Origin of the sequence: Anaerocolumna sp. AGMB13020 (assembly GCF_033100115.1) — a bacterium.
Classification (GTDB): Bacteria; Bacillota; Clostridia; order Lachnospirales; family Lachnospiraceae; genus Anaerocolumna.
The window spans coordinates 5,653,913-5,667,208 of the sequence record NZ_CP136910.1 but is presented as its reverse complement, the minus strand read 5'-3'; the positions used below and the strand labels follow the sequence as shown (position 1 = coordinate 5,667,208).

General features: G+C 39.0%; 15 protein-coding genes. 3 read left to right on the top strand and 12 right to left on the bottom strand.

The window, feature by feature from the left end; all coding sequences use genetic code 11:
* Positions 1-5: 5 nt before the first annotated feature.
* The 11 genes from R2R35_RS23895 to R2R35_RS23845 form a co-directional block, all read right to left on the bottom strand.
* Complete coding sequence (locus R2R35_RS23895; RefSeq protein ID WP_317732348.1) at positions 6-1,316, bottom strand: vWA domain-containing protein; 1,311 nt, start codon at positions 1,314-1,316, stop codon at positions 6-8.
* Between the two features lie 13 nt (positions 1,317-1,329).
* Positions 1,330-2,319, bottom strand: a complete 990-nt coding sequence (locus tag R2R35_RS23890) for a leucine-rich repeat domain-containing protein (RefSeq protein WP_317732347.1) — start codon at positions 2,317-2,319, stop codon at positions 1,330-1,332.
* A gap of 256 nt (positions 2,320-2,575) precedes the next feature.
* The gene (locus R2R35_RS23885; RefSeq protein ID WP_317732346.1) at positions 2,576-3,253 is read right to left on the bottom strand and encodes a DUF5680 domain-containing protein; all 678 of its coding nucleotides are present in this window, start codon (positions 3,251-3,253) and stop codon (positions 2,576-2,578) included.
* Positions 3,254-3,361: 108 nt separating this feature from the next.
* The gene (locus R2R35_RS23880; protein WP_317732345.1) at positions 3,362-4,726 is read right to left on the bottom strand and encodes an MATE family efflux transporter; all 1,365 of its coding nucleotides are present in this window, start codon (positions 4,724-4,726) and stop codon (positions 3,362-3,364) included.
* A 125-nt stretch (positions 4,727-4,851) separates the two neighbouring features.
* Complete coding sequence (locus R2R35_RS23875) at positions 4,852-5,832, bottom strand: helix-turn-helix transcriptional regulator (RefSeq protein WP_317732344.1); 981 nt, start codon at positions 5,830-5,832, stop codon at positions 4,852-4,854.
* A gap of 9 nt (positions 5,833-5,841) precedes the next feature.
* Entirely contained in the window at positions 5,842-6,321 is a 480-nt protein-coding gene (locus tag R2R35_RS23870; RefSeq protein ID WP_317732343.1) for a GyrI-like domain-containing protein, read from the bottom strand.
* Between the two features lie 101 nt (positions 6,322-6,422).
* Positions 6,423-7,196 (bottom strand): InlB B-repeat-containing protein, encoded by a 774-nt coding sequence (locus tag R2R35_RS23865; RefSeq protein WP_317732342.1) that lies wholly within the window; start codon positions 7,194-7,196, stop codon positions 6,423-6,425.
* Positions 7,197-7,214: 18 nt separating this feature from the next.
* Positions 7,215-7,436, bottom strand: a complete 222-nt coding sequence (locus tag R2R35_RS23860; protein ID WP_317732341.1) for a hypothetical protein — start codon at positions 7,434-7,436, stop codon at positions 7,215-7,217.
* Between the two features lie 288 nt (positions 7,437-7,724).
* A complete protein-coding gene (locus R2R35_RS23855) occupies positions 7,725-8,801 on the bottom strand; it encodes a saccharopine dehydrogenase family protein (protein WP_317732340.1) in 1,077 nt (358 codons plus the stop codon).
* A gap of 157 nt (positions 8,802-8,958) precedes the next feature.
* Positions 8,959-9,411, bottom strand: a complete 453-nt coding sequence (locus R2R35_RS23850) for a MarR family transcriptional regulator (RefSeq protein ID WP_317732339.1) — start codon at positions 9,409-9,411, stop codon at positions 8,959-8,961.
* Positions 9,412-10,431, bottom strand: coding sequence for a class I SAM-dependent methyltransferase (locus R2R35_RS23845; protein ID WP_317732338.1), 1,020 nt, complete (start codon positions 10,429-10,431; stop codon positions 9,412-9,414).
* A 453-nt stretch (positions 10,432-10,884) separates the two neighbouring features.
* Between R2R35_RS23845 and R2R35_RS23840 the strand changes: the two genes are divergently transcribed.
* The gene (locus R2R35_RS23840; protein ID WP_317732337.1) at positions 10,885-11,364 is read left to right on the top strand and encodes a DUF2975 domain-containing protein; all 480 of its coding nucleotides are present in this window, start codon (positions 10,885-10,887) and stop codon (positions 11,362-11,364) included.
* A gap of 41 nt (positions 11,365-11,405) precedes the next feature.
* Entirely contained in the window at positions 11,406-11,639 is a 234-nt protein-coding gene (locus tag R2R35_RS23835) for a helix-turn-helix domain-containing protein (RefSeq protein ID WP_317732336.1), read from the top strand.
* 252 nt (positions 11,640-11,891) lie between these two features.
* Here R2R35_RS23835 and R2R35_RS23830 read toward each other — a convergent pair whose 3' ends face one another.
* Positions 11,892-12,434 (bottom strand): TetR/AcrR family transcriptional regulator, encoded by a 543-nt coding sequence (locus R2R35_RS23830; protein ID WP_317732335.1) that lies wholly within the window; start codon positions 12,432-12,434, stop codon positions 11,892-11,894.
* Positions 12,435-12,575: 141 nt separating this feature from the next.
* Between R2R35_RS23830 and R2R35_RS23825 the strand changes: the two genes are divergently transcribed.
* The gene (locus tag R2R35_RS23825; RefSeq protein ID WP_317732334.1) at positions 12,576-13,208 is read left to right on the top strand and encodes a GNAT family N-acetyltransferase; all 633 of its coding nucleotides are present in this window, start codon (positions 12,576-12,578) and stop codon (positions 13,206-13,208) included.
* Positions 13,209-13,296: the final 88 nt, after the last annotated feature.

Sequence of the window (13,296 nt, the reverse complement as noted above, 5' to 3'; positions counted from 1 at the left end):
CACACTTACATTTCCTGCTTCCCTTTTAAGTCTTCCGGTTCCAAAATCAGTTTCATTGCCCAGGCAGGTACTTCTGTATCCTCATAGTTCTCTGATAAGAATATAAAAGCTGTATCATATGGTGGCTTTTTTCTGGGATATATGCCTTTACCATCCGTAAAATACAACAATCCTTTCAGACGCTTAAAGGCTTTTTCTGCAATCAGTTTTTCCACATAGGCAAATACCGGCCTAAAATCCGTTCCGCCGCCGCCTTTTAATTCAAGCTGCTCCATATAACTGATTAACTGCTCCTGACTACTGATTAGCACATCTGATTGTATGGCCTCATCACATTGTAATATATGTATATTGGTCTTTCGAAAAAAACTCTCCGTCTCCTTTAACACCTTATAGGTCTGCATCAGGAACTCCTGCACCAATTCCCCAGAACAGGACATGGAGGTATCCACCGCTATAACGAATTCTTCAATTTTCTTACTTTCTCTGGTTTCCTGATATTCAATTAAAGGCAGATTACCATATAAGCTTAATCCATAAGTATAAAAGCTTAAATCAAAGGAATCCGTGTCAATCACCGATTCTTCTTTCAGGACGGAAAATTTACGCAGAAAATCCTTGTAATCATATTTCTTACGATTCTCCACCTGAAGCTGCTCCAAAAAGCCTTCCACCTCTTCTGCCATATCCTGAGCCTGCGTTTCCAGATTCGTTTGTAACTGCTCTTTGATATCTTCCCATTTCTTCTCCGGTGAGCCGGGCAACGTTACCTGGTTTTCTTCCTTTTCCTGCCAGAAGGAATGGTCGTCTATACGAAATTCATACTCCAGCTGCTGGTACTCCCTATCTGACATTTCCGTCTTTTCCAGGAGATTATATATTGCCTGAGCTGTCGGCAGCTTGAGTTTAACTTTTAAATTCTCATAGAATTGTCTGCGATATCTGCTCCCCGCCATTCTTACACAGTAATATCGAAAACTGTCAATCATATATTCCATCGCTATATCACAGCTGATGTCCCACAGCCGCCTATTGCTGCCATAGGGTCTAAAAGGATGTTTGTAGATACAATGCAGGATCTGATGGAGATAAATGCGGTTAACCCAGATCCGTCCTCTTTGGTATACCTCCTGTAGGAGAGAGGGCTCATAATACAGGGATATGCCATCCGTACCCACCAGCCGTATCTCCTCTTTTGCCTCAAACCTAAGAGCACTAAGGGCAAGATCCAAATACCTCATATATACTGTTAATTCTGTTCTGGCAGAAGATAATATCTGAACACCGGATGTTTCTTTCTTTTCCTCTATTCCCATGCCTTTTTCTCCTTTAAAAATCAAATTTATCCTCAGCTGGTTTTCTGCTTTCTTCCCCTAAACTCAATAAAACGGCTGTACATTCCGGCTGCTTCAGACGGATGGAGGCTTTTAAAGCAAAATCCATCATATCCCCGGTAAGTATATCTACCTGTTTCAGAGAATAAAGGCCTTTTGTATTATTTTCCTCTAAATACCTGATGATAGTATCTTCCTTATGTAGTCTCAAGTAATTGATATACTGCTGTTTATGATGTTCTGACAAACCTGCCGGATAATTTAAGCGGCACAGCGCTATAGATAGTGCGGTTCTGCTTTCATTTCGTATTTCCGGTGCCTGAAACAGCATGTCATAATGAGATACGTTTAAAATTCCATTCTCCAGACATTGCCGGTAACGATATCCTGCACCATGAATCTGATAATGAAAGACTCTTGCAGGTGTGTTCTCTATAGATTCTTCATAATATTCCGGGAAGATAAATACTGCTTTCTCCTCTTTTCCCTCAAAAGTAACGATCAGCTCACTCTGCAGCTCTCTTAAAAACCCTGCCAGCCCTGTAGGGGTGTCATATTTTGTTCGAAAGGTCAATTCCTTTAGACTGTCGCAATTCATAAAAGCACCGTTTCCGAAATCAATAACCCCTTCTCCGAGATTTATATGTTCAAGTTCTGTGCAGTTATAGAAAGCATATTCACCTATCCGTGCTAAACACCCGGGCAGATAGATTGCTTGAAGTTTTTTTCCTTTTATGATGTCTTTCACACTTAAAGGAGTATCAATACCCTCTATTTCATACTCATGTATTTTTTGGTCCTTCAATTTCCTGATATTATCTTCAGGTGAAGAAAAACTGTACGGAGCAATACTAACAACCGGATTACCATTTATATCCTCTGGAAGTCTTACATACCTTTCTGTTCCAGTACAGGAAAGAATTACTGTTTTTTCATCTTCTATTTGATATTTTATGCTAAGTGAACCTTCTATTTCCTGATTCATCACTCTCACCCTTCATAATCGGTATTCAGAAGGATATTATACTCCAAATTATTCGTTTAGAAAACCGTGAATTCCTCTAAAATAATTTATATAAAACCTGAAACCAAAGAAAACCCCACCGATTTTCACCGTTGGGGTCAGAACAACTCTCCTATTCAATTCTGGCCAGGAGACCCTGATTTCATCAAATGCTCCAGCTTCAGTACCACCTTTTTTACATACACTCCATTTGCTGTAATAGACCACTGCCAACTATCTAGCGTATGGCCCCGCCATGAAAAACACACTCATACACCTTGCTTCCCTGATAGAAGATTTCCTCTGCTCCCTGAAACCAGTTTAGATCACCTAAACTGGTGGAATGATAAGTATATTCCTCCTCGGTAAACAGCAGGGGACCTCTGTAAGGCAACTCTTTTGAAGGATGTGATAAAGCCCTCTTAAGAAAATCTCCAGAAAACTCCTGACTAAGAACCCTGCCCGAATAGTTCATTGCCCACACCGGATTCTGACTAATCCAGACTCCTTCTTCACCTGCGAATTTTTCTCCGCCAAGATAAGTATCATAATAAAAATACTCACCTTCTTCATAAACGATATCATGAGAAGATGGCCTTGAAGCAGAACCTTCGGGTCCATAACCGGCATAGGTGGCTTTTTTCGCCCGTAACAGAAAATCAAGCATTTTATCGCTTTCGAGGATATCTTCTTTACCGAAGAGAATCGCACAGTCACCTTCTTCGGATTTGACCATACTATCTATTGATATACCGAATAATCTGCTCAAAGCTATTAAGTTGTTAATATCCGGCAGAGAGTTACCTGTTTCCCATTTTGCAACTGCCTGTCTTGAAAGTCCCACCTTTTCAGCCAGGTTTTCCTGGGACATTTTAAATTTCTTTCTTAATAATGTAAGTTTTTCCTGAAAATTCATTGTTTTCTTTGACTCTCCCATCCTTTTAATTCTTACGATAAAAGGATATCATAACAATTTTTTAAGCACCACCACCTGCAGTTAACATTTCTGCCTATTAATAGTTGCTTATATGTTGTTATTGATAAAACCGTATTTTTTCTTAAAGTACAGGAAATAGATAATATATAAAATCGAGGTAAAAGACCAGGTCAGAGGATAGCAAAAAATTACTGCCCTGACATCCTGAAATGCCGGAGCTGCTGTAAGAAGCCAGACGACCCTTAATACACATACCCCAAAGAGAGTAAGTATAAAAGGCATTACCGATTGACCCATTCCTCTCAACGCCCCCGATAAAATCTCTATGAGTACATAGGTACAATAAGTTGGCACCAGGAAATGCAATATCACAAGTCCTTCCTTAATGACCTCTGCATCATTGTTAAAGATCCCAATGATATCTGCTGCAAATATACTTAAGATCAGACTTAGGAATACTGCAGAAAGCATAGCAAAACTAAGGCATACACGGATTCCCTTTGAGACCCTTGCCTGTTTGCCTGCACCGTAATTCTGTCCGACAAAAGTAGTTACAGAAACGCCAAAGGAGTTCATAATCATCCAGAATATACCGTCTACCTTACCATACGCGGCCCAGGCTGCCAATACATTCAGACCAAATGCATTCATACTGGACTGTATGAATAGATTGGAGGTGGTATACATTAAGGATTGTGCTCCCGTTGGAAGTCCTATATGTATGATTCTTTTTAAGATATCTCTGTGAAAACGTATTTGAAGAGGATACAATTTGTAGCACTCCTCTGTCTTCCTAAGTACCTTACAAACAAGTATTGCACTGACTAATTGAGCAACTACAGTGGCTGCTGCTGCTCCTGCAACTCCCCAGTGAAAAAGAACAACAAATACCAAATCAAGTATTATATTAACTCCGCAGCTTGCAATCAGAAAATACAGAGGTCTTTTGGAATCGCCAATCGCTCTTAGAATTCCTGCTGCCATATTATATACTACATTAAATACCGTCCCCAGAAAATAAACACGGATGAAAATCAAAGCATCGTCATAAACCTCCGGCGGTGTTCCCATGAGCTTAAGTGCCAAAGGAGAACCGATCAGACCAATAACCATAATAAAAAGCCCACCAACTACTGCCAATGCTATGGCTGTATGGACAGACCTGCTTACTTCTTCTTTCTTTTTTCCTCCGTAATATTGGGATATAATAACCGTTGCCCCTGAGGATATACCGATAAAAAATCCAATAAGTACATTAATTAAGGCACCGGTAGCTCCGCCGACGGCAGAGAGAGCTTCTTTTCCAACATATCGCCCGACTACTACCGCATCAATGGTATTATAAAGCTGTTGAAAAAAAGTTCCAAATAATAGAGGGAAGAAATACGCCAGCAGCTGCTTCCATATAACTCCCTCTGTAATACTCATCCTTGAGTCTTTCCTGATTTTCATTTGTTCATCCTCTATACGTCAATCTTTACTGTATTCCAAGAAATACAGACTAAATTGTAACACTCCAAGAGGTGGAAATCAAATCTTTTCCCTTAAACCTTTCTTAAGATTACTGCATTGGTTTCTTAGCTTTTGTCTTCCATATGACTCTTAAGATTACGCTCCCTGATTCTTTCTCCGATGGCTGATATCTCTTCCCGGAGAAAATCAGGACGAATAACCTTTGCCTTATCACCAAAGGACAATATCATACCATATACCCAGTTGTCCATTGGATAATATCCATTAATCAGAAAGTCTCCGTTCTCAAGTTCGCGGATCTCTTCTTCCTCAAATTCATCATAGACCCTGTAAGCCATCTCCCTTTGAACCCAGAGTTCAAACGCAACCGAGGCACCTTGTATTTGTTCGGAATAACCGGCTATACCTGTATCAGCTATTTCTTTTTTGTCAGCCTGGATAGCTGCTAAATCAGCTTTCATTGAAAGCTCTTCTCTATGGAAGGTCTCTCCTGTTGTCCCAACATTCCTGATGCGTGTTAAGCGAAAGGTTCGATAAGCCTTTTTATCCAAACAGAAGGCTTTCAGATACCAGGTTCTGGCCTTAAACCAAAGCTGGACCGGATAGACGGTTCGGTCTGACTGAACTCCCGAAGAGTTATAGTAGGAAAACGTAAGTACCTGACAATTAAGGATGCTTGTCTTTAAAAGTTCCAGAAATGCCTGTTTCTTTCCACTCCAATCAGAGAAATCAATGGAAACCCAGTTACTTTCATCAGCACTTTGTGTGCCAAAGAAGGAAGTCAGTTTATTTAATGCCGAATAGTCTGCTACCCTTGTCTGTACCAGTCCATTTAGTGCTGCCAGTATTTCTTTCTTCTCCTGTTCTGAAAGTACGGATTTATTCAGGATATAATTATCCATCAGCCTGATTCCGCCGTTTTTCCCCCGTTCTGCGTAGATTGGTATACCTGCAACGGATAAGCTCTCAATATCACGATATATCGTACGAACCGATACTTCAAACCGTTCTGCCAATTCACCTGCTGTTATGGACTTTTTATCAAGAAGTATATATACAATTTCAAATAATCTGCTGATCTGCATCTGTTATCCTTAAAGTTTTTCTATAGGGAAATATAGACATAATTTCTCAGTGTTTCCTGGTTCCGGATAGTATTCATGAACTGCTCCTGCCAGAGTCAATCCTTTTTCCATAAAATACTCCTTGAGTATATATTGAAAAACTTTTCCATACTCCAAACTATTACATTCTGCTGTGACATATCGAAAAGAAGGTACTTTCCATTTGACCCAGCCTTCCGGTACTGCCGCTCCTTCTGTGACTTCACAGCCTGCGAGATACTTTCCTCTAATATCCCAGGGCTTAAAATTATAATCAATATCACTCATAGCACCCCAAACACCGGCTAAACGTCCGTCTGCTTCTAATTTTACCACATCTGAGATTTCATTAAACTTATCATTCGCTTCTTTCCACAAAGGTGGTACCCAGAGATATCCTTCTGAGGAATCTCCGGTTCCTTCTATTCCAATTACTTCAAAAGCTTCTTTTACAATATGTTGCAGGTTCATGTGCTACTCTCCTTTTTCTACCAGGTTAACACATTATACCTGACATCTGTATGTCATATTAATTATTCTTATCTATTCAGTCCGTAATACCTGGGTAGGTTTTAATACCACCTTGCAAAAAGCTTCTGCGGAGTCTTTTCTGAGACCATTGTAGTACTCTTTATGGGAGTTGCAGTAGAATCAGTATAATCAGCCCAGGTAAACCATCCTTTGAAGGTATAGCCTTCTCTTTTTGGTACCGGTAAGGTTCCAAAGGTTTTCGTACAGGTAACATCCAGCTCATAGGACTCTCCATTAAAGCCTATAAAAGTAACCTTTAGAACTTTTAATTTCCATTGAGCATAAAGTTTCTTAAGTTTATTGTCCTGATATACGGTGCCGGCTGTGATTTTATCCCCGCCGCTTTTATCGGTATACCAGCCGGTGAATTCATATTCTTTTCTAACGGGTACAGGTAACTGGTTTAAGAACTTGGAGCCGTACCGAACTGTCGCTTTTTTACTGTCACCGCCACCATTTAAGTCCAGTGTGATTTCAAATTCCTTGCCGCTCCAATGGGCATAAAGTGTATGATCTTTTGCAATTGTGACCTTTTTATCAGCATAGATCAGGGTACCCGCAGAGGGGAACGTATACCAGCCTTTAAATACATAATTCGTTTTTGTCGGAACAGGTAAGGTACCATAGGTACTACCAATGGTTACCGGCAGGGATTCCCCATTTACAGTCCCCCCCTGGGGATCTAAAGAGACAGTATACGTCTTTTCTGTCTCCGCTGCAGAGACGATTATATTTTTACGAGCACATCCTATTATCAGGAATACACCTAATAGTATTGCTGATAACATAAAGATTCCTATTTTCTTCTTTCTCATTTGTTTAACTCCATTATATCAGTCGATTTCCTGTGCCAGTACCAAAGCTCTCTTGTATAGAGGGTCGAACTCACAGCCACAGCTGCCGCATTCACTGTCAGCCTGCATTATGGCAGCAACTAGTTCTTCTTTGTCACCTTTGCCTTCAAGCCATGCTCTGGAGGGTTCATCAATGACATCCCAACCTGATTCTGCAAATTTCCTAAGTATTTCATTAAACTCCATCTTATCAGCTTCCATTAAACGCTCCTTCTCATATTCTCTTTCCTGTGCAAACGACTAACCTGTCCCACTTATTATAAAGCATTTTCCAGATTTAGTCAAAGAAACTCTGTTAACAAGTACTGTTTCAGTATACTATATTTCGTTACAGTTACTGATTTGTGCGCTGCAGCAGATAAAGGAATAGGAAGTGGTGCAGCGAATAAAAATAGTATAATTAATAAGAGGATGGAATCCTATGGTCATTATTCACTATATCCGCTCTTTACGAGTACAGTAGCAAATTTTCTTCTATCCTAAACAGGCTCAGGACTTAAGTATTATTTTCTCCTTAACCTGCTTTGGTAAGATATCAATAGTAAAAAGCTCATTAATATGAAATACCCCATGTGGTCGATTCGTATTATACAATTCTTTTGTCACGGCTGCCGCGGCTTTTGCGGTCATATCTGCTTCGACCCTTCCACTGAAAAACACTTCTGTTTTTACTTTAACGCCTGCTTTTCTACCAATTGCTTCAATTTTCAGTGCAAATTTATCGCTGCCCATTTTAAAGCCCGATATAAGATCAGCTGTGCCCTTATATATTTTTTTATATTTTAGGAACTTGAATATACCTGCTTTTTTGATGATAAAAAATAACTTTGTACTCAAGGCAGAATCAAAACATAATCTGGTCTTAATAAAAGGAACTTTCAAGGTATTGATAAGACTGTGCTGATCGGAGAAATTAAATCGATAAGCTTTCTTTCTTCCAAGTTCTTCGCCAAAATCAAAATCTTTACCTTCCGTAAAGCTTATAACTTCCGTTTGTTTTCCATTTTCTATGACTGAGAAGTTATTATACATATTATTTATTGTCCACTCAATGGCAGCCCTTCCATGTTTGTCTCCCAAACCCAGCATTACCGCAATATCCACCGAATCCGTTTCCTCCATTTCCTCGCAGGCTCTTGCTGCTAAGAGATTACTGATTCCAGGGATCAGTCCTACACTAAGTACGGCAGTTGCTTTATTTATAACGACTGCATCTTTTAGTTCCTCTATCTTTTTATGAAAGTCCATATTCGCAGTAATATCCACATAATGAATTCCCCTAGTAAGACACAGCCGTACGAAATCCGTGTTCTTTTGGTCCAAACACATTACGATTACCTTTGCCTCTTTCAGCTGGCTGGCATCGGCTGCTGACTCTGTATCAAGCTGCATCGGAATCACTTTATTGTTTGTGCTTTCTGCAAATTTCTCTGCTTTTTCATAACTTCTACCTGCTGCATATACTTTCCCGGGATACCGTTCTCCCAACTCTTTGCTTAGTATCTGACCCACATGTCCATATCCGCCAACTACAATGATTTTATCCTTTAAAATGTCTTCCTTCAATAGTTACCTCCTCTCGTTCATAACCTCTTAGTGCTTACAGAAAGCTTTGTTAAGTTCAATCTCCAAACTTTAAGAAATCTGCAATTGCATAGCAGGAACGCAATATCAATTCCCTTAAAATCTCGTTCATAAACTTGCTTTTAATATGAAAAAAACTTTAAAAATGATTTTCTACCAGGCTGTTCGCATGTTTTAGAAATTCCTGTATCACTTTAAGGTCATGTTCCTTCAACTCTCCCAGATAATTAAATAATGGGCTGTCATATTTTTCATGATAAGCTTTATGCAGCAAGTAAGCTCTCTCGCCTTTCTCTGTTAAGAATAAGCATATTCTCTTTTTATCTTCTGCATCCTCTATCTTGTTCAGGAATCCTCGCTCCTCTAACTTACGTACCGTTTTTGCGACCACTGCTCGGGTAATGTTAAAATTACGTGCCATTTCTGAAATAAAGATTCCCGGTTGATCTCCAACCATCTTAATCATATGAATTTCACCACGGTAGAAGGTCATGTCCTCCGGCCCAAGCTCCAAGGTGTTTATTTTGCCATTGGCAATACGTTCTGTCATCTTAATAAAATCGTTAATGATATCCGTTTGCAGCATTTCCATTTATAACTTATCTCCTTTTCTGTAAAATTCGCCTTGCAGACTGCTATAGGCACCGTCAATCCCAATTACATTTATCTTAACAAAATTATGCTTCATAAGCTGAGCTCTTATGGTATTTGCACTAAGCAGCAGATCCAGACCATCCAGATGGCTTGACAGCCATCCCAGTATGCTTTGGGGAGGTGTCTGAAAATCCTCTGATATTTCATTGGTCACCAAATATAAGATACCATCCGGGGTGAGAGCTTTCGTTAATTTTCCCATAAGCTCCTCCAGATGATCTTTTGCAAAATCCAGTATTCCGGAAGCCAGAAGCAAATCATATCCGCTTCCTATATGGTCCAGGTTAAAATCTCCCTCTCTGACTTCAATGCGATTTGTCAGTTTTCTCTCAGCTGCCAGCTGTCCTGGAAGCTTTGCGACACTTGGATGTTCAAATATTACACCTCTGCAAGCAGGATACTCCGCTAAGAGTTCCATGGTCATAACGCCATTACCGCCTCCAAGATCAAGAACTTTTTGCGGGGAGGATTGACCGAAGACTTCTTTAACATTTCTAATAAAAGACTGAACCCGTCCTGTATACATTTCCGGAATTCCAACCCGTGCCGCTTCATAAAAGTCATAAACTTCAACTCCTTTATTATTTGACTGAACCACCGGATCGGGACCGTTCCTTAAGCGTTCCTCCAAATTTGATAGCGACATCATATTCTCTCTGTAAAGAATTGTTTCACCTATATAAACCTCACTGCATTTGTTCAAAAATTCATTGCTCTGAGATGTATTTCGGTATTGCTCTCCAGACTTTTCAAGGAAACCTGCAGCTGACAGTGCATTGAGTACCAACTTCAAATTGCGCTCGTTAAGGCCGGTATGCCGGGAAACCTCCTTTGGAGCAGAATAAGTTTCAAGATACGAAAACAAATCAGAACGAATTGCTGCCAGCAGCAATTCTGCTACTCTCTTCTGATGCAGTATATTGAAATACAGACTGGGATTTTCTTTGGGCTTATACATTTGAATCACCTCCTGTTCATTTGTTTGTATGTCTAGTATACAAATAATTTAATTGTATGTCAAGCATACAATTTTCCGTAGACATTCTTATCGTATTACAATAAATATTTATTGATGGATTATTGACTTATTTATTGATGCGTTTTATAATAGCTACAATGCGTTGTTATACTAAACAATAAAACGAGTTTTCTTTTATATCTAAAAACAAAGTTTCTAAAATGATTGGGTATTGTTAATAAGATTCAGTATTTGCAGCTTTTTTAGCTTTTATAATCAGCAGCTTTATACATAACAGAATATCTTCCTCTATATAACAAGTACTTCAAAGTGAACTATAAGGCCATAAAAAAACTTCGTTTTATAGCTTATAGTGTGAAGGTTTACAATTCGCGTTTAAAATTGTGCCTGTGGAGTAAAGTCTGCGGGCAAAAAGAAAGGGTTGGTCGTTTAATGAATAGTCAAAAATTTGCAAAATGGTTAAAGATTATCGTTTTCGGTACAGGTATCTGCGGTATCTTTTTATATCTGGTCTTATTTCCGGAATGGGGACGAAGTATCTCTGTGAGTAACCCTGCGTACTCTTTTGCTTATTGGCCCTGGATGATATTTTTATGGATATCTGCTGTTCCCTGTTATTTAACTTTAATCTGCTGTTATCACATAGCCTCTGAAATTGGCAGCGAGAACTCTTTCTGCAATAAAAATGCCGAGCAGTTACGATTTATATCTCTCCTTGCTGCTGCGGATACCGTTTATTTCTTTATGGGAAATCTGGTTTTCTTTTTCCTGAATATGAGTCATCCGGGTATTATCTTTTTAGCCTTAATTGTTGTCTTTATAGGTATCGCCATTACTGTGGCTTCCGCTGCTCTTTCCCATCTGGTTTACAAAGCAGCAAAACTGCAGGAAGAAAACGAGTATACCATCTAAAGGAGCCAGCAGCCCAAAAGTTTTAAGTCTGTGAGAAAGGCATGGTTGTTTCTATGATTATAATAAACATTGACGTTATGCTGGCCAAGAGAAAAATGAGTGTTACAGAACTCTCCGAAAGAGTCGGTATCACTATGGCCAATATATCTATATTAAAGAACGGAAAAGCAAAAGCCATTAAAATTGATACTCTGGATAAAATCTGTAAAGCCCTGGATTGCCAACCAGGTGATATCTTGGAGTGGAGGGGGGAGGGGCCTGGAGCACTTCTATAAGCAAATAAAAAAACACGGTAAATGGCATTGTAATATGCCAAAACTTCTATTAATTGGGTTACCGGCTTTTTATATTTCGTTTACAAATCTGATTGTCTTCAGTTATAAAGATTTTCTTAATAGTACAATTGGTGCTCCATTCGTTTATCTGTATCAAAGCAGTGGCGGAGGTTATGTTTACTTATTTCAGTTTATATTCGGCCTGACTTTGATTACAGGTTTTAATAAAGAAGAGCAAGAGCTTACCACAAATCACGATTCGAATTTTAACAGCAGTTTATGAAGCAGTTCAGAGACTGCTTTTCCAGGCATTTTCATCTCCTCGCATAACCAGGTTTCCAGTACGCCGAATACTCCTGCGATAATAAAAATCACCTCTACCTTATCAGCTTCTGTGACAGAACAGGAGCTATCCGACTGTAACTTATGGTTGAAAAAATTCTTTATCTTTTCCAAGGTTCTGCCTCCATTTTCAGTTCGGGCGAGCACCAGAAATACTTCGCGGTTTGTTTCCATGTATTCGGTTAGCTTATCCGTAAAATTAAGTATTTTCATAGAGTTATCACAGGGATAGGATTGATCATAGAAGAGTTCAATATGATAGATCAATTCATTTTCAAGTTGCTCCATCAGGTCGTAAACATCCTTATAATGCAGATAAAATGTCCCGCGTCCCAAATCAGCAAGCTTTGATATCTCCACTACGCTGATCCTATTGATGCTCTTATGCTTTAATAATTCCAAAAATGCATTTCGAATTGCACGTTTTGTTTTCACAGCTCTTCTGTCTTCCATAACCTTCCCTTTCCTGTACAGTTTTTCACGAAGTGTTTATCTTTGAACAATTTAATTAACATTGCACATTGTGACTGTTGTTCGATATAAGTATAATATACACATGTACATTTATCAATAGCTGTATATGGAGGACATGGTATGATGGAATACAGAAAAGCAAGAAAAAGTGAACTTGGAGAAATTGCAGTTCTATTAACGGTATCTTTTCAAGATTATGGTTTCTTCAAGATGTATATTAAAAACAGAGAGAGACAATTCAACTTCCTGCACCGCATATTAAGCACTGCTGTCAAAGCTTATTATAAGAAGCATGTCATTTTAGTTGGAGTTGATAAGAATAAAATTTTGGCTGCCGCCTTATTAAAGACTCCTGATAAGCAGGAACTTGGATTAATGGATTATGTGACCGCGGGTGGAATCAAGGCATTACTTACTGGTGGAATTTTTAATACTTTTGGGTTTCTTAAGCTGGCTCAGGAAGCTGGTTCTGCATGCCACAGTCTGCCAGGTCGAGTATGGTATCTTGAAACCCTCGCAGTATCAGCTTCTTGTCAAGGGCAAGGATTAGGAAGTAAGATTCTCGGGGAAGGGATTAAACCTTATATTGAAAAAAGAGGTGGTGGTTTACTCACGCTCATCACCAATACGGAACAGAATCGGCTTTTCTATAAGAAAAATGGCTTTGATGAATTTCATGAGATGACACTGGAACGAAATGGTCAAAAGATCGGTAACTGGAGTTATCGAATGAAAATAGATAAGCTGAAATAAAGTATATATATAAATTGATTTTTATTCTTTTATCGCTTCCAAATATAAAAGTAATATTCAGAATACCAGGAAAAGATAAAATTTACGA